Here is a 19,329-nt window from a genome sequence, read left to right on the forward strand (position 1 = left end):
AGGGTGAGTCACGCGTCGACCAGGGGACGCAAGGTGCGGCCGGCCAGTTCGACGATTCCGGGTTCGTGGCCGTTGGCGACGAGGTTGACAATGATGCCGTCGATACCCGCGTCGAGGACGCGGGTCTTCAGTTGTTCGGCGACCTCGTCGGGGGCACCACAGATTTGCTGTGCGGTGGCGGCGGCGCGTTCCTCGTCCGAGGCATTGGACAGGTCGATGCCTCGGCCGAGCAGGAGATTGTGCTGGAGTTGGCGGGCGCGATCGCCGTTCTCGTCGATGAAGACGAACGCCAGGTAGCTGGTTTCGAGCGTGGACCGGTCGCGGCCAACCTCCGCACACCGTGCGTTCAGGGCTTCGAGCTTGCGTGGTAACTCGCTCGCGCCGCAGATGATGTTGAGGTGGTCGGCGAAGCGGGCGGCGAGTGCGAACGTCTTCTTCTCGCCGGAGCCGCCGAGCAGGATGGGCAAATCGCCGCGGATTCAGGGTTCGTTGATCGCGCTCTCCACGTGATACCACTTGCCGTCGAACGTCGGACGCTCGCCGTGCAGCATTGGCGCGATGATCTGCAGGGCCTCGTCGAGGCGTTCGAAGCGGTCGGTGAACGTGCCGAACTCGTAGCCGTACTGCCGGTGTTCGGGTTCGAACCAGCCTGCGCCGATACCGAGGACTGCCCGGCCCCCGCTGGCCACGTCCAAGGTGGTTACCGTCTTTGCGAGCATCGGCGGGTTGCGGAAGGTGTTGCCGGTGACCAGCGCGGACAACTGGATCTTCTCCGTGGCCGTCGCCAGCGCACCGAGCGTGGTGTAGGCCTCAAGCATCGGTTCGTCGAGTGCACCGAGGATGGGCGCTTGATAGAAGTGGTCCATCATGAGCGCGGTATCGAAGCCGGCGGACTCGGCTTCCCGCGCCTGCGCGATGACTGTCGGGAACAGGTCCGCGACGGGGGCGGAGTAAGTGAACTTCGTCATTTGGTAACCAAGGCGAATAGCCACGTCATCGACGGTAGTCGTCTCCGCCTGCGTGTGCCTCGTGACAAATATGGCTGATGGAGGCCGCGAACGCGACTGCACGCGAGTTCGCCAAGGAGAAGATCCGCGGGCTCGTCGATGACCACACCGTCGCGGACATGCTGACCCCGAACGATCACCCCATCGACATCAAACGGATCGTCGGCCGGGGCGGTGTGTCGCTCGCCGAGTGCTGCAGTGAGGGCTCGAAAACCTATTTCGGTCTGGGTGTTCCGGGGTGGACCTGTTCGTCGTGGCGGAGCCGGGAAGCCAGTCGGTGCTGGCGAACATGCTGCTCGGCGTCGAGCAACCCGTCGACTCGATCGCTGACTTCATCGAGCACCTGTGAGACAAGGACTACGAGGGGTCGATGCTTGCCACGAGCAGAGATTCCGCCGGGTTCGAGTTCGGCCGGTCTGGACCAGGTTGGCCGACCAATTCGTGGGAGAACAGGGAGCTCAGTCGGGCAGTGCGTGCGTGGCCCAGGCTCGAGCGAGCACTTCACCGTCGAGCGAGGAGGTGACGCTGACGTCTGCCATGCGGACACCGTCCTGGACGTACGTCTGCTGCAGGGAAGAGGTGAAGTGGGCACCGGAGACCGCACAGGCCGCCGAATGCGGGTGCGGAACCTGCGGAGTGTCCCGGGGAACTGCTCGGCGCAGTAGCGCACCAGCAAGTCCACCGACTGGTCCTCGGGCGTCACGGTTCTGGTGAAGCTGTTCGTCCAGAACTCGAAGACCAGCTGCTCGTCGCGGTTGCGGAACCGCACGAGCAGGTCGTGGTCGTCCACCCTTCGGACCTGTGCGGACAGGGCGTCGTGCGACGTCCGGTGCGGTCGGAGCATGAGGAAGTCCTGTTCGACGGCTGCCCCCATCTCGGGTGCGACGTCCATTCCGCTCGGGACGGCGTCGGCACAGAGCCGGCGAATCTCTGCTGTGTGCGCCTGAGTCTGCGAAGAGATTAGTGCGGCCATCGTTCCTCCCAATCCGCCGATATGTGATCCGCACGGTAGTCGCCGCAGCGAGCGAACGGAGGGTGTGGTCCCTGTGATCGGGACGCCGAAAGTTCCGACGTGAAGGGTGGATGCGAAAGCCTCTCACTGAGTGGGAGAGTCGGGTACCGCGGCGGACCAGACGCGCTGACTATGAGCTGCACCACACCCCGAGGGTGTTCTTGACGTACGGCGAGGCGGAGGTAGACATGGCGCGCAACAGTGCCGTTGACGGCGACGAAGTCCGGATGATCGAAGTGGGATCGGCACCAACGCGTTTCGCGCGGGGGTGGCACTGCCTGGGTCTGGCCGAAACCTTCAGGGACGGCGCCCCGCACCAGATCGACGCGTTCGGCACGTCCTTGGTGGTGTTCGAGACGTCGAACGGGACCCTCAGCGTGCTCGACGCCTACTGCCGTCACATGGGTGGCAGCCTGGCGCACGGCCCAGTGAAGGGCGACTCCATCGCGTGCCCGTTCCACGACTGGCGCTGGGGCGGCAACGGCAAGTGCACGGGAATCCCGTATGCGCGACGCGTCCCGCCGCTGGCGCGGACCCGGGCCTGGACGACCATCGAGCGCAACGGACAGCTCTACGTCTGGAACGATCCACAGGGCAACCCGCCGCCCGCCGACGTGACGATTCCCGAGATCGAGGGATTCGGGTCCCCGGAATGGACCGACTGGACCTGGAATTCGTTGCGCGTCGAGGGTTCGCACTGCCGCGAGATCGTCGACAACGTAGTCGACATGGCGCACTTCTACTACGTGCACTTCGCGTTCCCGCGCTACTTCAAGAACGTCTTCGAAGGGCACGTGGCCACCCAGTACATGCAGTCGACGCCGCGCCATGACATCTCGGTGGGCACCAGCTACGACGACCCCGATTCCACGCTGCGCTCGGACGCGTCGTACTTCGGCCCGTCCTACATGATCGACAAGCTGTGGACCGAGGCGAGCGGCATGACGATCGAGACGGTGCTGATCAACTGCCACTACCCGGCCAGCGCCGATTCGTCCGTCCTGCAGTGGGGCGCCATGGTGAATGAAGCCCGAAGGGCTGTCGGACGAGATGGCGAACGGCATGGCGGCGCAGTTCGCCGAGGGCGTGGGGCTCGGGTTCAAGCAGGACGTCGACATCTGGCTGAACAAGTCGCGCATCGACAATCCGCTGCTGTCGGAGGAGGACGGGCCGGTGTACCAGCTGCGCCGCTGGTACCAGCAGTTCTACGTCGACGTCGAGGACATCACCGATGACATGACCAAGCGCTTCGAATTCGAGATCGACACCACCAGGGCAGTGCAGAGCTGGGAGGCGGAGGTTGCCGACAACCTCGCCAACGGCGTCGTGCCGGTCGACACCAACGACTGAGCCGGCTCAGAGAAGGAAGAAGGACAGGAGAGATGACCCACGAGGTTCTCGACAACATCATGGCGATCGCGGATCAGCTCCGTGATCAGGCGCCCGAGGCCGAGCGGATGGGCCGACTGCCCGACGACACGGCGAAGAAGCTCCGTGAGGCCGCGCCGATCAAGCTCCTCCAGCCCGGCAAGTACGGAGGCTTCGAGGCTCATCCGCGCGAGTTCGCTGACATGGTGATGGCCGCGGCATCCCTCGATCCGGCGACGGGGTGGGTGTGCGGCGTCGTCGGCGTGCACCCCTGGCAGTTGGCGTTCGCGGACCCGAAGGTGCAGGACGAGGTGTGGGGGCCGACTCCGACACCTGGATGGCCTCGCCGTATGCGCCGACCGGGATCGCGACCCCGGTCGAGGGCGGCTACCTCTTCAGCGGACGCTGGCAGTTCTCGTCGGGAACCGATCACTGCGACTGGATCTTCCTCGGCGCGATGCTCGGTGACAAGACCGGGGGGATGGCACTGCCGCCGAAGATGCTGCACATGATCCTGCCGCGAAGCGACTACAGCTCGAGTCGAGGACGGACGCGGGCAGCGTCGGCCGGTAATTTCCAAGTCCGCCCCCGCATCTGGAGATCCGTGGTAGAACGGGTGTCAGTTTTTGGGGCAGACGAAGGGTGAACGTTGTGGATCTCGAGGCCGTTGCCGCGATCAGCAGGGTCAAATACACGTACCTGCGCGCGCTGGACACCAAGTGCTGGGACGAGTTCGCCGACACACTGCTTCCAGAGGCGACGGCGAGTTACGGCGAGCACCTCGCCTTCGATTCGAGGGACGCGCTCGTCGAGTTCATGAGATCGAGTCTGGGCCCCGAGACCATCACCGAACATCATTGCGGCCACCCGGAGATTGACGTGGACGGCGATACGGCCACGGGACGGTGGTACCTTTCCGACACCGTTCTGATACCCGAGCAGGGCATGGCGCTGTGTGGCGCCGCGTTCTACACCGACCGGTACGTCCGTGGCCCCGACGGGCGTTGGCGAATCGCGCACACGGGGTACGAGCGCACGTACGAGGCGACGATGTCGCTGTCGGACATGCCCAGTTTCCGGTTGACGTCCAATCGCTGGGCAGCGGAATCGGATTCGGGCGACGGGACCATGTGATGGGGACACTCGATGGCAAGGTCGCGCTGATCACGGGCGCTGGTCAGGGCGTGGGCGCGGGGATGGCGTTCGCGCTGGCCAAGGAAGGCGCCCAGATCGCGGTGGTCGGGCGGACGGAAGCGAAACTCGTCGACACCTGTGCCGCTATCGCCGGGTTCGGTGGCGACGCCGAATCGTTCGTCTGCGACGTCAGCGAGCGAGACCAGTTGGAACCGATGGTCGCGCGCGTGGTGAACCGGTTCGGCGGTCTCGACATCCTGATCAACAACGCCAACGCCAGCGCACTCGGGCCGCTCCTCGAAATCACGCCTGAACTTCTTGACCGGGCGATGGCCGTCGGCCCGGTGGCGACCCTGCTGCTCATGCAACTGTGCTATCCGCACCTCAAAGCGCGCGGCGGCGGGTCGATCATCAACCTGGTGAGCTCCTCGGCCGTACGGTGGGACACCAGCGGGTATGGGCTGTACGCGGCGACCAAGGAGGCAATGCGCTCGCTCACGCGGACTGCGGCCAGCGAATGGGGATCCGATGGCATTCGTGTCAATGCGATTGCGCCGCACGCGTTGTCCCCCGGCTTGAAGTGGTGGACGGAGAACTTTCCCGACGAGGCCGCGCAGTTCGTCAAGTCGATCCCCCTCGGAAGGATCGGGGACTGTGAGCAGGACATCGGGCGCGCTGTAGTCTTCCTCGTCGGATCTGACGCCGGATACCTCTCCGGGGCCACCATTCCGCTCGACGGCGGCCAGGCCCGCTGGAGTTGATACGAGAACGGAAGACTTTCCCTCACACAGATTTACCCGGCGGGTAACTTTCGCAGCGACTACCATCACAAGTCGTGACCCCGGCATCGGAGATTTCACGTCGTAAGTTCCTCGCCTCCGCCGCAGCAGGTGGCGCCGCCGCAGTCCTGAGTTCGTGGGCGGGCCCGGTGATCGACCGGGCGTATGCGCACGACCCGGGCGGTACCGGGTCGCTCGGAGACATCGAGCACTTCGTGTACCTCATGCAAGAGAATCGCTCGTTCGACCACTACTACGGCACCCTGTCGGGAGTGCGGGGCTTTGACGACCCGTCGCCGGCCTGGAATCAGTACGGCTATACGCCGGGCGAAGGGCCGACTCCAGACGGCTACCTCAATCCGTTCCGGCTCGACACCACTCAGGGCACGCATCTCGACGGCGAGTGCATCAACGACCCGACCCATTCGTGGGGCTCGCAGCACGACGTCTGGAACGGCGGCGCAATGGACCAGTGGATGCCGGTCCATATCGCACAAGGGGGACCGCTCAACGGGCCCGCCACGATGGGCTACTAACACCCGTGCAGACATCCCCGTCCACTACGACCTGGCTGATGCGTTCACGATCTGCGACCACTACTTTTGCTCGGTGCTCGGACCCACCGACCCCAATCGGCTGTACTGGATCAGCGGGACGATCGACCCCGACGGTCAAGCGGGTGGCCCTCTCGTCGAGACACCAGTGCTGATCCCCAAGTCCGCCTACTCCTGGCGCACCTATCCGGAGAACCTGCAGGAAGCAGGCGTCAGTTGGAAGGTGTACGCCAACAAGGATCTCGGCCCGGTGTCGAGTGTGGTGCTTGACGGGATGCTGGGTTCGTTCGAGCAATACAGCGACCCGACGTCCGAACTCGCGCGCCGCGGAATCGACCCTACCTACCCCAACGATTTCCGCGCCGACGTCGAGGGCGGTACGTTGCCCTCTGTCTCGTGGGTAATCCCGAGCATCTTCACGTGTGAGCACCCGGCACTGCCTCCGGCAGCCGGGGCGGTCGGGATCGTCGAGGTGCTCGACATTCTCACCTCGAACCCCGCAATCTGGGAGAAGACGGCGCTGATCATCAGCTACGACGAGAACGGCGGCTTCTTCGACCACGTCAACCCGCCCACGCCACCTCCGGGCACACCGGGGGAGTACCTCACCGTGCCACTCGACTCGGTCTCGTCGAGCGACGGCAATCCGGGACCGATCGGCCTCGGGTTTCGGGTGCCGTCGCTGATCATCTCGCCCTACAGCCGGGGTGGACTGGTCGCGTCCGACACCTTCGACCACACCTCCCAACTGCGGCTACTCGAGACGCGGTTCGGCGTGCCGGTCCCCAATCTCACCAAGTGGCGCCGTGGCGCCACCGGTGACATGACGTCGGCATTCGACTTCGGTTCTGCACGGAACACCGGTGTGCCGGCGATGACCGACCCGGGGCCACGCCTGCAGGCGGCGATCGCGCAGTGCGGTGTGAATGTGGTGGCCGGGACGCTGAACGCAGGTGCCCCCTATCCCGTCCCGCCGAATTCGATTCCGGCACAGGAACAGTCACCGCTTAGGAGACGTCCGAGCGGGCTGATCATGTAGCGGGATCCGGTGCGATGCCGCTGCCTGCAGGACGCGCTCAGCGACGGTCGGAGTCGATCATCGCTGCTTCGGAATCCGTTGTGGTGTCAGATTCCCCGGTATTCGCGTCGTTTCGGTGACGGTAGATCCCGATTCCGACCACGACGCCCGCAAGCGCCAGCGACACGTACATTTGGCTCCTCGTGTCGGGTATGACGAGCATGCCGACGCAGAGTATGACGATGGCGGCGATCGTGCACCACGTGAGATACGGGAACAGCCACATCTTCAGCTTCAGGTCCTTGCCTTCGGCCTCGAGCCGGCGACGCATGCGCAATTGAGACGCACAGATCGTCAGCCAAACGAACAGCGCGATCGCCCCCGAGGAGTTGACGAGGAAAAGGAACACGGTGTCCGGGTACAGATAGTTGAGGACGACGGTCAGGAATCCGACGACCGTGGAGACGAGGATAGCTGCGCGCGGAACGCCGGAGCCGCTGATCTTCATGAATACAGAGGGGGCGTCGCCGCGGCGCGAGAGCGAGAAGATCATGCGACTCGCGGTATACAGGCCGGCATTCAAGCAGGACAGCACCGAGGTGAGGACGACGACGTCCATGATGTTGCCGGCTGCCGGAATGCCGAAGGAGTCCATGACGGCGACGTACGGGCTGAGTGCGACCGACGCGTCGTTCCACGGGATCAGCGTCACGACGATCGCGATCGAACCGATGTAGAAGATGAGGATGCGCCACACTACCGAGCGCACTGCGCTACGCACCGCCGCTGCCGGGTTCTCGGATTCGCCCGCAGCGATCGTAGCGATCTCGGCGCCGAAGAAGGAGAACACGACCACCAGAATCGCGGCAAATACCGCTCCGGCCCCGTTGGGGAACAGCCCGCCGTGACCGGTGAGGTTGGTGAGGCCGGGGGCTTCGACGCCGGGCAGAAAGCCGAAGATCGCGAGAATGCCGAGCACGATGAAGATGGAGATGGCCACGACCTTGATCAACGCGAACCAGAACTCGAATTCGCCGAAGGACTTCACCGAAGCGATATTCGTCAGGGTGAGCGCGATCATCATGATCAGTGCCCAACTCCACTGCGGGACCTCCGGGATCCAGCGGTTCATGATGAGCGCGCCCGCCGTCGCCTCGATGCCGAGTACAAGGATCCAGAACCACGCGTAGAGCCAGCCGATGCTGAAGCCGGCCCACGGTCCGATCGACCGGTCGGCATAGGCCGAGAACGAACCGGTGTCGGGGTTCGCGGTCGACATCTCACCGAGCATCCGCATGACCAGGATGACCACGAGGCCGGCAAGCGCGTAGGCGAACACCACACCGGGGCCGGTCTCACGAATCGCGGCTCCAGATCCGACGAAAAGGCCGGCTCCGATCACCCCCGCGATGGCGATCATCGAGAGGTGGCGCTTTTTCAGTGTGTGCTGAAGTTGTGGATCTGTGGTACCTGACATTGCTCACTCCTTTCGGCGCAACGTCAAGTCGGACGTTCGTTGCGCATCCTAAGAGAGTCTGTGCAGGCCTCGGTGGATTGCGGAACCCACAGTTCGGTGAAATTGGTGCGCTCAAGGTGGACGAAACGGCCCTGTCTCGCCTCGGCGAGCCTTCGCGTAGGAGCAGCACGTGGGGGACCATGATGGCGAGGGCAGCTACGCGACGGGAGGACCTCTCATGGGACAGCGATTCTTGGCGGTCACGGCTGTGCTCGTGGCAGTCGGATGTGCGGGGTGCCAGTCGGAAGGTAGCTCACTGGCCTCGTCGACGACCGCGGCAGTGGCCGCGTCGAGTGCCGCGGACCCCACCGTGATCGCGGAAGACCTCGAAGTGCCGTGGGGGATCGCATTTCTGCCTGATGGGACGGCGTTGATCGCCGAGCGTGACAGCGGCAAGATCCGCAGGCTGCAGGCAAACGGGGAAGTCTCCGATATCGGCGACGTTCCCGGCGTAGTGGCGCGGGGCGAATCGGGATTGCTCGGCCTCGCGGTCTCGCCCACCTACGTCACCGACCAGACGATCTACGCCTACCTCACCACGGCCGACGACAACCGGGTGGTGGCGCTCCGGTTCGACGAGACCGGACTCGGAGCGCCGGACCCGATCCTGACCGGCATCCCCGCGGCGGCGATCCACGACGGCGGCAGGATTGTGTTCGGCCCCGACGGCGCGCTGTATGCCGCGACCGGCGAGGCCGGTGACAAGCCCCTCGCGCAGGATCTCTCCTCGCTCGGCGGCAAGATCTTGCGCATCAATGCCGATGGGTCGATCCCCGCAGACAACCCCTTCCCGGGATCCCCGGTGTGGTCGCTGGGACACCGCAACGTACAGGGTCTGGCCTGGGACGACGCCGGTCGTCTGTGGGCTACCGAGTTCGGGGCGAATACCTGGGACGAGATCAACCTGATCGAACCCGGGAACAACTACGGCTGGCCTTACGCCGAGGGCATCGCCGGAATCGACGGCTTCACCGACCCGGCGATTCAGTGGCCGACCAGTGAAGCGTCACCGTCCGGAGTGGCATTCGTCGACGGTTCACTCTGGGTGGCCGCGCTGCGCGGCGAACGACTCTGGCAGATCCCGGTGGGCGCCGACGGCTCGCTCGGCGAACCGCAGTCCCTTTTCGAAGGCGAGTACGGTCGGCTCCGCACCGCCGTCGCGACCCCGGACGGCGCGCTGTGGTTTTCCACGAGCAATCGTGACGGTCGCGGTACGCCCGCGGAGACAGACGACCGCATCCTTGAAATCCGACCGGCCCGGTGATCGGTAGTCAGCCCCAGGGTTGGACGGGTGGCTTCACCCACATGATCTTCTCGTCGAGGTGAGCGGGAGTCGCGGCGGGATGCTCGGAGTGTCGCTGCGCCCACGTCGACTTCTGCTCGAGCATTTCGGCAACGATGTTCCAGGTCTCTATGGTGCTCGGCGGGTTAGATCCTGCCGCACGGGCAAGTTTTCGCCGCGTGCCGTCGGTGAGTGCGAGAAGTTCCTTCCCACTGATCCCCCGGTCCCAGACATATTTCGCCAGGCCGATCGCTTTCTCCCGCCGTCTCCGCGCCGCGCCGTCCGTGTGCGCGAAATCGACTTCCTGAGGTTCCATGCTCTCTCCCTCGTGCCCGTTCCCGTGTCCCTGGCCCGGGTCGGAGGAAGCTGCCCGGGTCAGAAGAAGGTGTGGATCAGGTCGATCACGACCGGATCGTCGGAATTATCGCCGAGGACCGGAATCCAACGCCACTTGTCGAACGCCGTGGACGGGCGTGAGAGACCCAGACACACGACGTTCCCGACACGCAGATCATGTTCAGGGCGGGAGGGATCGAGTCGGAGGAAGGCGTGTTGATCGTTGATCTCGATGGCCTCAGCGCCGGCGAGGGGGCGAGGTGCTGCTCCGAGTCGGTCGGCGACCGCCTGGGCCGTCGGGAGTCTCTCATCGAACGGGATGTCTCGCTTGCCGGCGTCGAGGATGGCGAGAGAGGGTTCGGGCCGCGACACCACGCGAGCCCAGGCGTGCATCGCGGACGTGAGATGGCGCGCCGGTGCTTGCTGGCGCGCGAAGGGCGTGATCCCACTGTAGAAGCCGTCGTCGTGAATGATGTACGAACCGGAGCGGAGCACTACTTTCGTTCTGCCGCAGCATAGTTCGGCGAGGACCTCGGTAACTACGTCGAAGTAGCAGCTGCCGCCCACCGTCACGTAGACGTCTTCATCCGCGGGGTAGTGGCCCTCGGATTCGAACCGCCGATGCAATTCGGCCATCGACAGCAGGTAGGCCCGTACCCGGGCGAGGGACTCTGCGGACGGATCGTGCGCGAGTGCCCCTTCGTAACCGGCAACCCCGGTCAGTCGCAGTGCAGGGACAGATCTGATCCGTTCGGCTACCTCGAGGCCCTCGGCCAGGGTTCGTACGCCGCCGCGGCCGCCCTGTGCGCCGAACTCGACGAGCACGGGAATGGGGCGGACCACCGCGGCGCCCTCGAGCCCCGCCGCCATCGCCTCGACCGTCTGCGGGGAATCGGCCCACGTCAGTACTTCAAGTTCCGGGTTTACCTCCATCTGCGCGGCGAGCCACCGCAACGCGGTCGGATCGATGAAGGAGTTTGCAATCTGCAATCGGTGAACTCCGAAGTGCACTGCGACTCGAAGTTGACCAAAATTCGCGAGCGTGATCCCCCACGCGCCGCTGCGGATCTGCCGATCCCACAGCGCCGGAGACATCGTCGTCTTGCCGTGCGGCGCCAACTCGACGCCGTGCCCGGTGCACCACGCCGCCATCGTGTCGAGGTTGTCGGCGATGGCTGTCTCGTCGAGGACCATGACCGGCGTGTTGAAGGCGGACAGTCTTGGCTGCGTTCGGAGAAACTCCGTCTTGGTCAGTCCCTTCGCCGCGGAAGGGAGTGCTTTGTCCATTTCGGACAAGCGCATATCGTCGAGTTCAGCCAAGGCTCCGGGGTCCAGTGCGTGCTGCTCGCTGATCGTCATGCTGGATCCCGTCTCGTGCTCGCGCGGCTCTAAAGGGCGCGCTGAATACTGTCTTGAATGATGAGTTGCGTTATATGCAACGAGGATTACACTCAGGCCCACTCCTGTTTAGCATCGGTATGGGTCATCGTCAACGGTCCGATGCGGTGCCACCGATACCAACCGGTATGTGCAGGGCTTCACTTTTTCGAGTCACTTTTGCGAATCGGGATGGTCGGCAACAACTGTCACTTCCGATGGGCGCTTTGTCGCGATCGTGGGCGAAGGGACGGTCGAACTCGAACCGCAAGGCCAGATTCGGGTGATCGGCGAATCAGGTTGTAAACCAACCTCAATCAGGAGAATCGATATGTCCGACACCACCGTTGTCCGCACCGAAGATGCGCCCGCTTCGGCGTACACGTTCAGCCAGGGCATCAAGAAGGGCGAGATGCTCCAGGTGTCGGGGCAAGGCGCGATGGACCCAGCCACCAACAAGTACGTCGCCCAAGGCGACGTCCGTGGGCAGACCCGTCGCACCCTCGCGAACGTGAAAGCGATCCTCGAGGCCGGTGGCGCGACCGTGGGGGACGTGTTGATGTTCCGCGTCTATCTCACCACGCGAGACGACTTCGCTGCGATGAACGACGTTTACGACCAGTTCATAGCGGAGAATGTGCCGAGCGGTCAACTGCCGTCCCGGACCACCGTGTTCGTTGGACTTCCCCACGAGGACATGCTCGTCGAGATCGACGCACTGGCTGTCACCGGATAGCTACACGGGAGCGTCGCATTTGGCGAAGCGTGGCACGCACCAGAACGAGGGCACCAGTTCGGCGCATGTGGTTGGGTTGGGTTATGAGCCTCGATGTGAACGAAGCGCAGCGTCCGTTGCTCGATTTCGTAGCCTCCCACACTCGTGCGGTCCTGGCCACAATCAAACGTGACGGACGGCCGCAGTTGTCGAACGTGGCTTATACCTGGGATCCTGACACGCGCACGGCGCGGGTGTCGGTGACGGCAGATCGGGCGAAGACCCGTAACGCCGCACGCGACCCCAGGGTGTCGTTGCACGTCAGCACCCCCGACTTCTGGAGTTACGCGGTGGTGGAAGGCGATGCGGAACTGAGCGCGGTCACGGCCGATCCTCACGACGCGGCGGCGGACGAACTCGTCGAGGTGTTCCGGCTCGTCTCGGGAAGCGAGCACGACGATTGGGACGAGTTCCGTCGCGTGATGATCTCCGATCGTCGGCAGGTTCTCCGGGTCCGTGCGACGCACATATACGGCACTGCGCGGATGCCCTGAGTTGGCCTGTTCCGCCTGACCGTGCGTTAGCCACAGCGTCCAGCGGCAGTGCTTCTGACCGAGTCACGAGCACTGCCGCTGGGTTGTGAGTAAGAGCTGGAACTCAGCCGACGGAGACCGGCTTCTGCTCGTCCACGTCCGCAGCATCGTCAGTGCCACCGATCGCGGCAGCCTTACGGTTGCGCATGACGCTGGAGATGAAGGCGGCGCCGATGAGGGCGACGCCGACGAGTCCGGTGACATTCTCGTTGACGTGGTAGCCGATGGAGACGAGCAGGATCACCGCCAGTGCGCCGATGGCCCAGTGGGCACCGTGCTCGAGGTATACGTAGTCCGACAGGGTGCCCTTGCGCACCAGGAACACAGTGATCGAGCGGACGAACATTGCGCCGACGAAGCCGAGGCCGAGGGCGATGATGATCGGGTCGGAGGTGATCGCGAACGCGCCGATCACACCGTCGAAGGAGAAGGACGCGTCGAGGACCTCGAGGTAGAGGAATAGGAAGAACCCGGCCTTGCCAGTGGCCTTGGCCAACTGGCTGGGACCGCTGTGGGCTACCTCTGTCACCTCGCCGTTTTCGTCTTCCTCGGGGGTGTTGAACAGTTCACCCAATCCGTTGACGGCGATGTAGGAGATCATGCCGAGCACGCCGGCGGTCATCACGGTCGAGACTTTGTCCCCGGGCGCGATGAGTGTGGCGGTGAGCAGCAGCAGCCCGCCGGCGACGATGACGGAAAGTTGATCGAGCTTGCCGACGCGGGCGAGTGGACGCTCGAGCCAGGACAGCCAGGTGATCTCGCGCTCCTCGAGGATGAAGCCGAGGAACAGCATCAGTAGGAACATTCCACCGAACGCCGCGATCTGTGGGTGCGCATCCGTGAGCAGGGTCTCGTAGCTGGCGCTGCCGTCGGGGAAGTATGCGGCGCCGTCGGCGGGCGGGTTGAGGGCCAGGTCGATGGCGGCGACGGGGCCTAGGCCGGAGGCCAGCCAGACGATGACGAGGGGGAAGACCAGGCGCATGCCGAACACGGCGATGACGATGCCGATGGTGAGGAAGATCTTCTGCCAGAATTCACTCATCCGCTGGAGGACGGTGGCGTTGATCACGGCGTTGTCGAATGACAGCGAGATCTCGAGAATCGACAGGATCACCACGAGTAGAACAGCCTGTGGGCCGCCGTACAGCGCGGCGACGATCAGCGCGATCGCCGTCACGGCGAAGGAGAGACCGAATATTCGCAGAACCACGAAGCGTGGCCTTTCTCTGATGGGCAAAGCCGGGTGGCTACCGCTGGTGTGCAGATGCCCGGGAGGGTTTCACGACGGAATCGTGAAACCCTCCCGGGTTCGAGAACGAAAAGACTGTCAGATATTGACGCCGTAGTCGCGGGCGATGCCGCTCAGCCCGGATGCATAGCCCTGGCCGATCGCGCGGAACTTCCAGTCCGCGCCGCTGCGGTACAGCTCGCCGAAGACCATCGCCGTCTCGGTCGAGGCGTCCTCGGATAGGTCGTAGCGGGCGAGTTCGGTTCCGTTCGCCTTGTCGACGACGCGGATGTAGGCGTTGCGCACCTGTCCGAAAGACTGCGCACGCGTCTCCGCGTCGTAGATCGAGACGGGGAACACGATGCTCTCGATGTCGGCGGGGACAGTCGCCAGGTTGACGTTGATCACCTCGTCGTCGCCCTCACCTTCGCCGGTGGTGTTGTCGCCGGCGTGTTCGATCGAACCGTCGGGCGAACGGAGGTTGTTGAAGAACACGAAGTGCTGGTCCGACACAACCTTCTTGTCGGCGCCCGTGCCGATGGCGCTCGCATCGAGGTCGAAGCCGGCGCCGGTGGTCGATCGGGCATCCCATCCGAGTCCAACCGCTACCGCAGTCAGGTTCGGCGCCTCCTTCGTGAGAGAGACATTGCCGCCTTTGGTCAAGCTGACGCCCATTCGGGGGTCCTTTCGGGATGAGGTGAGTGAACCCTCGACAACTGCCGAAGCTCCGAGTTCGTCGTGCAGCATCACGATAGTGAATGATGGTCGCAGTGTTTCTCTGGATGGACAACCGCTGGAGCATCGCCGGTGCCCATAATGTGCAGAACGCCACTCGCGCGCCTACTCTGCGTGTCCCGGGAGAAACAATCAGTACAACCATGGCACGGGGGACGATGAGCGTTAGCGAAGAGATCACGTCGTCCGGTGTTGGAGTGGCGGTACCGGTACGTCATTTTCACCACCTCGATCCCGAAACCCACGGACGACTGTTCCTGCGCCCGCCGCAGGCTCTCGGTCCGGATGAGGATCGGGCGGTGCTGGCCGTCGCGTTGGGAGCCACGCTGTACGTGCCCGCGACGAGGCCCGACCTGGCGGAGACCATCCTCCGCAGGTCCGGCGACGGGGTTTGCTCGATGGTTCTGGATCTCGAGGATGCCGTCGCCGACCACCACGTGGAAGCGGCGCTACTCAATGCAGTCGATGCCCTCGACCGGATCGCGTTACTTGGTGGTGCGCGGATGCAACTTTTTGTGCGAGTTCGGGCCGCAGAAGATATTCGCCGCATCTCCAGCCTCCTGACCACCGGCGCGCAGGTGCTGTCAGGGTTCGTGATTCCCAAGTTCGGCAGCGCCACCGGAGGCGCGTTCCTCGACGAGTTGGCCGCGGCGTCTGGGCGACTCGGCAAGCGCCTGTATGCGATGCCGGTGCTCGAGTCGTCAGAGGTAGTGCACCGGGAGACCCGAGACGAAGAACTCGCGAAGATCGCCGCATTGCTCGACGAGCACCGTGCCCGCATCCTCGCCGTGCGCATTGGAGCCACCGATATGTGCGGTGCGTTCGGTATCCGGCGCGACCGCGATCTGACGATCTATGACGTCAGGGTGGTCGCGGACGCAATCGCCGCGATCGTAAATTTTCTTGGCCGCGCCGACGACACCGGACACGTGATCACCGGACCGGTGTGGGAATATTTCGCCGACCACGAGCGGATGTTCCGGCCTACTCTTCGCGCCACGCCGTTCGAGGAACACGACGAGGTGCGCTTCCGTCAGCAGCTGGTGAGCAGGGACATGGACGGGCTATTGCGTGAGATCACCCTCGACCGCGCCAACGGTATCCAGGGCAAGACGGTCATCCATCCGACGCACGTCGCCGCCGTCCACGCTCTGTCTGCGGTCACCCACGAGGAGTACCACGATGCTCTCGACATCCTCGGCGGCGAGAGTGTCGGTGGCGTCCAGGCGTCAGGGTATCGCAACAAGATGAATGAAATGCGCCCGCACCGCAGTTGGGCCGAAAGAACACTTGTCCGGGCGAAAGTGTTCGGCGTGACAAACGAGGGAGTTGCGTTCGTGGACCTGTTGACCGCATTGGCCATCCGATGAGCTCGCCCACCGAAGTATGCGAAGTTCCCTGGGCTACAGAACAGCTGGGATTGATGTTCACCCATGTCAGTTCGAACACGGGGATGACCATTCCCGACCTCGTCATGCCGGGACTGCGGCGCAACCTGCGCCGAGCGCATCTGCTCGTCTCGACCGTCCTCGGCAAGCACGTGCCCACCGATCCGAGTGTCGTGATCGCCGCAGGCGACCGCCTCGGCGATCAGGTGGCGGCCGTCCTCGGTCCGGAAGCAGATCCGGTGGTACTCGGATTCGCCGAAACCGCAACCGGCCTGGGTCATTGCGTCGCAGCCAGGCTGAACGCCCGGTGCTACCTGCACTCCACGCGCCGGGACGTTCCCGAGATCGGGACGTTCGCCGGGTTCGAGGAAGGACACTCGCACGCCACCAGCCATCAATTGCAGCCGACGTCCGCAGAGTTGTTCGCCAACGACCATCCTCTCGTGCTGGTGGACGACGAGATCTCCACCGGCGCCACCGCCGTCGACGCGATACGCGCGCTGCACGAGCACAGCCCGCGCAGGCGCTACGTCATCGCCTCGCTCGTCGACATGCGCGCGCAGGATCATCGGGACGCCGTCGACGACGTGGCTGCCGAACTCGGTGTTCAGATCGACAGCGTGAGCCTGGCGGAGGGGTACACCGTCCTTCCGGATGGACTCGTCGAGTCCGTCGATGCCCTTCCTGATTCGGTGTTTAACGTGGTCGGGGCACGGACCGGAACTGTCGAACGTGCCGATATCAACTGGCCTGCAGCGGTCCCGGAGGGTGGGCGCCACGGATTCCTGCGGGAAGACACCGAGGAGTTCGATGCGGCGATCGGATCGGCGGCCGCGACGCTCGGCGAACGTCTCGACCCGCGTCGCCCGGTGATCGTCGTCGGATCCGAAGAGTTGATGTACCTTCCGCTGCGGATCGCGGAAGTTATGTCGACGTCCGGGTACCGTGTTCGATTCCAGACGACGACGCGGTCACCGGCCTACGTGCTGGACCAGGCGGGGTACCCGCTACGTCGAGGATTCCGCTTCACCGCACCGGAGAATGGCGAAGACCAGCCACGTTTCGTCTACAACGCGCAGTGGTCGGACGAGGACCCCGTCGTGGTCGTGGTGATCGACACGGCTGCAGACACCGACCGACTCACTGCGCGCGGCGGCCTGCTCGACGTTCTCAGCGCGTCGGGAACGGACGTGCTCCTCGCCGTCGTCTCGGGCGCCGACCCGCGGTCGCTGCGGGCCGCGCGCGTGGGAGCGTCGGCGTGACGGCGCCGCTGACCGGGCCGGACTTCGGCTCCTACGCCGCCGACGAGGTGGGGTGGCTCCTGAAGGATCTGTCGCACGTGGATCTCGAAGCCGACGTCACCGAACGGGAGCGACGCATCCAGGCCGGCGACGCCCACTATGCGGAAACGCTGCCCATCGAGTACCAACCCGATACCGAGTACCGCGAACTGTTCGAAAAGGTGCTGCAGGACAGTTCGATCCGATTGGCACGCGCGGTGGGGGCGGTCACCGACCTCGTGCTGACCGAGCGAGGAAGTGACGTCACGCTGGTTTCACTGGCCCGCGCGGGCACCCCTGTGGGTGTGTTGATGCGCCGGTGGGCGCGCGAGGTGCACGGGTTGACCCTGCCGCACTATGCCGTTTCGATCGTCCGGGACCGGGGGATCGACGCTATTGCTCTCGATTACCTTTCTCGACAACATGATTCGAAAAACGTTGTCTTCGTCGACGGATGGACGGGCAAGGGTGCCATTGCACGCGAGTTGTCGCAGGCGCTCACCGCTCATCATGATGCTGGTGGTGCGGAGTTCAACGACGATCTGGCAGTCCTAGCCGATCCCGGGCACTGCGCCCGCACATTCGGTACCCGCGACGACTTCCTGATCGCCTCGGCGTGCCTGAACTCGACTGTTTCCGGGCTAGTATCGCGCACCGTCCTCAACGACACGTTGATCGGCCCCGGCGACTTCCACGGCGCCAAGTTCTATGCGCACCTCGCGGGCGAGGACGTGTCCAATCATCTCCTCGACTCGGTCACTGCCGCGTTTTCTGATGTGCGCGAGCATGTTCCCGGCGACGTCGAGGAATTGCTGTGCGCCGATCGAACCCCGACCTGGGATGGTTGGAAGTCCGTTGATGCGGTCCGGGAGCAGTACGGTATTTCGAGCGTGAACTTCGTCAAGCCAGGAGTCGGCGAGACCACCAGGGTGCTCCTGCGCAGGGTGCCGTGGCGGATACTGGTCCGCGATCTCGACGCTCCCGAGCACGCACATATCCGGTTGCTCGCCGCTGCCCGCTCGGTACCTGTCGAAGAGATTCCTTCCCTGGCGTATTCGTGCATGGGCCTGATCAAGGATCTGGCATGACCGCGCTGATCGCGACCGACCTCGACCGGACCATGATCTACTCGCGCGGTGCCATGGAATTGGCCGTGACCGAGAGCGATATGGTCGGTAGGTCCGTAGAAGACGATCTGCTCTGTGTCGAGGTGTACGACGGCAAGCCGCTGTCCTACGTCACGTCGGCCGCCGAGACCATGCTGTGGCGGCTCACCGACACCGCCGTGGTCGTCCCCACCACCACTCGCACCGTCGCGCAGTTTCAGCGGATCGATCTGCCGGGGGGGCCGTGGCGGTATGCGATCACGACAAACGGGGGGAACATCCTCGTCGACGGTGTGCCCGACGAGGGGTGGCGGACCGATGTCGACATCGCGATGGCCCGCGGCGGCGCCTCCCTGTCGGAGATCGTCGACGAGTTGGGCCGCCGGATCGACGACAGTTGGGTTCGCTCGTCCCGAGTCGCTGACGGGCTGTTTTCGTACCTGGTCGTGGACCTCGACTCGATGCCTGCGGGGTTCGTCGAGCACTGGAACGGCTGGTGCGCGGATCGGGGGTGGGGGGTGTCCAGGCAAGGCCGCAAGATTTACACGATGCCACAGGCGGTGTGCAAGAGTCGTGCGGTTGCGGAGGTTCACTCGCGTCTCGTCGACGAAGGGGTGCTCACACCAGGGGCTCCCGTCTTGGCGGCGGGCGACGGTGTACTCGACGCCGCCATGCTCTGCGCCGCCGACGCCGCGATCCGCCCTCGACACGGCGAACTCGAAACACTCGACTGGCAACATCCCGGCCTGGCCATCACCGGCAGCAGCGGCATCGCCGCCGGCGAGGAGATTCTGCGATGGTTCTCGGACCGCGTCGAGGACGGTGCCGAGACGACGACCGCTTCCCCTTTGTAGGTTGCACGCAAACCCAAGCAGCCGAGGTGAACCCGACGCTCCACCTG

General features: G+C 64.5%; 14 protein-coding genes and 4 pseudogenes. 12 read left to right on the plus strand and 6 right to left on the minus strand.

Annotated features, from left to right (window positions below; translation table 11 throughout):
• Nucleotides 1–8: 8 nt before the first annotated feature.
• Nucleotides 9–992: pseudogene (locus RM2_RS17220) on the minus strand (LLM class F420-dependent oxidoreductase).
• A gap of 1,215 nt (nt 993–2,207) precedes the next feature.
• On the opposite strand from RM2_RS17220, the pseudogene RM2_RS17230 reads away from it, so the two are divergent.
• From RM2_RS17230 to RM2_RS17250, 5 genes and pseudogenes are all read left to right on the plus strand, one after another.
• Nucleotides 2,208–3,369, plus strand: a pseudogene (locus RM2_RS17230) (3-ketosteroid-9-alpha-monooxygenase, oxygenase component).
• A gap of 32 nt (nt 3,370–3,401) precedes the next feature.
• Nucleotides 3,402–3,919, plus strand: a pseudogene (locus RM2_RS17235) (acyl-CoA dehydrogenase family protein); the annotation flags it as partial.
• A 119-nt stretch (nt 3,920–4,038) separates the two neighbouring features.
• Nucleotides 4,039–4,521, plus strand: coding sequence for a nuclear transport factor 2 family protein (locus RM2_RS17240; protein ID WP_072690799.1), 483 nt, complete (start codon nt 4,039–4,041; stop codon nt 4,519–4,521).
• A complete protein-coding gene (locus RM2_RS17245) occupies nt 4,521–5,282 on the plus strand; it encodes an SDR family NAD(P)-dependent oxidoreductase (RefSeq protein ID WP_072690774.1) in 762 nt (253 codons plus the stop codon). The genes RM2_RS17240 and RM2_RS17245 overlap by 1 nt, the downstream gene beginning before the upstream one ends.
• Before the next feature lie 74 nt (nt 5,283–5,356).
• Nucleotides 5,357–6,893, plus strand: a pseudogene (locus RM2_RS17250) (phospholipase C).
• A gap of 37 nt (nt 6,894–6,930) precedes the next feature.
• Here RM2_RS17250 and RM2_RS17255 read toward each other — a convergent pair.
• Entirely contained in the window at nt 6,931–8,349 is a 1,419-nt protein-coding gene (locus RM2_RS17255; protein WP_072690775.1) for an amino acid permease, read from the minus strand.
• Between the two features lie 217 nt (nt 8,350–8,566).
• Between RM2_RS17255 and RM2_RS17260 the strand changes: the two genes are divergently transcribed.
• Entirely contained in the window at nt 8,567–9,652 is a 1,086-nt protein-coding gene (locus tag RM2_RS17260; RefSeq protein ID WP_072690776.1) for a PQQ-dependent sugar dehydrogenase, read from the plus strand.
• 7 nt (nt 9,653–9,659) lie between these two features.
• Here the strand turns inward: RM2_RS17260 and RM2_RS17265 are convergent, their stop codons facing one another.
• Nucleotides 9,660–9,986 carry a hypothetical protein gene (locus RM2_RS17265; protein WP_072690777.1) on the minus strand — a complete coding sequence of 109 codons (327 nt, stop codon included), beginning with the start codon at nt 9,984–9,986 and terminating at the stop codon, nt 9,660–9,662.
• 59 nt (nt 9,987–10,045) lie between these two features.
• Nucleotides 10,046–11,365: an amino acid deaminase gene (locus RM2_RS17270; RefSeq protein WP_072690778.1), complete on the minus strand. Its 1,320-nt coding sequence runs from the start codon at nt 11,363–11,365 to the stop codon at nt 10,046–10,048.
• 349 nt (nt 11,366–11,714) lie between these two features.
• Between RM2_RS17270 and RM2_RS17275 the strand changes: the two genes are divergently transcribed.
• The gene (locus tag RM2_RS17275; protein WP_072690800.1) at nt 11,715–12,119 is read left to right on the plus strand and encodes a RidA family protein; all 405 of its coding nucleotides are present in this window, start codon (nt 11,715–11,717) and stop codon (nt 12,117–12,119) included.
• 83 nt (nt 12,120–12,202) lie between these two features.
• A complete protein-coding gene (locus RM2_RS17280) occupies nt 12,203–12,652 on the plus strand; it encodes a PPOX class F420-dependent oxidoreductase (RefSeq protein ID WP_072690779.1) in 450 nt (149 codons plus the stop codon).
• Between the two features lie 103 nt (nt 12,653–12,755).
• Here RM2_RS17280 and RM2_RS17285 read toward each other — a convergent pair whose 3' ends face one another.
• Both RM2_RS17285 and RM2_RS17290 read right to left on the minus strand, forming a co-directional pair.
• On the minus strand, nt 12,756–13,901 hold the full coding sequence (locus tag RM2_RS17285; RefSeq protein WP_072690780.1) for a DUF475 domain-containing protein: 1,146 nt from the start codon (nt 13,899–13,901) through the stop codon (nt 12,756–12,758).
• 117 nt (nt 13,902–14,018) lie between these two features.
• On the minus strand, nt 14,019–14,594 hold the full coding sequence (locus RM2_RS17290; RefSeq protein ID WP_072690781.1) for a TerD family protein: 576 nt from the start codon (nt 14,592–14,594) through the stop codon (nt 14,019–14,021).
• 218 nt (nt 14,595–14,812) lie between these two features.
• Here RM2_RS17290 and RM2_RS17295 point away from each other — a divergent pair, with 218 nt between their 5' ends.
• Genes RM2_RS17295 through RM2_RS17310 form a run of 4 tightly spaced genes read left to right on the plus strand, consistent with a single transcriptional unit; the run spans nt 14,813 to nt 19,282 of the window.
• Nucleotides 14,813–16,024, plus strand: a complete 1,212-nt coding sequence (locus tag RM2_RS17295) for an HpcH/HpaI aldolase/citrate lyase family protein (RefSeq protein ID WP_072690801.1) — start codon at nt 14,813–14,815, stop codon at nt 16,022–16,024.
• A complete protein-coding gene (locus tag RM2_RS17300; RefSeq protein WP_072690782.1) occupies nt 16,021–17,304 on the plus strand; it encodes a phosphoribosyltransferase family protein in 1,284 nt (427 codons plus the stop codon). The genes RM2_RS17295 and RM2_RS17300 overlap by 4 nt, the downstream gene beginning before the upstream one ends.
• Nucleotides 17,301–18,410 carry a cysteine protease StiP family protein gene (locus RM2_RS17305; protein ID WP_072690783.1) on the plus strand — a complete coding sequence of 370 codons (1,110 nt, stop codon included), beginning with the start codon at nt 17,301–17,303 and terminating at the stop codon, nt 18,408–18,410. The genes RM2_RS17300 and RM2_RS17305 overlap by 4 nt, the downstream gene beginning before the upstream one ends.
• Nucleotides 18,407–19,282: an HAD family hydrolase gene (locus RM2_RS17310; RefSeq protein ID WP_072690784.1), complete on the plus strand. Its 876-nt coding sequence runs from the start codon at nt 18,407–18,409 to the stop codon at nt 19,280–19,282. Before RM2_RS17305 ends, RM2_RS17310 begins: the two co-directional genes overlap by 4 nt.
• The last annotated feature ends 47 nt before the right edge of the window (nt 19,283–19,329 follow it).

It is taken from the genome of Rhodococcus marinonascens NBRC 14363 (assembly GCF_001894885.1).
Classification (GTDB): Bacteria; Actinomycetota; Actinomycetes; order Mycobacteriales; family Mycobacteriaceae; genus Rhodococcus_F; species Rhodococcus_F marinonascens.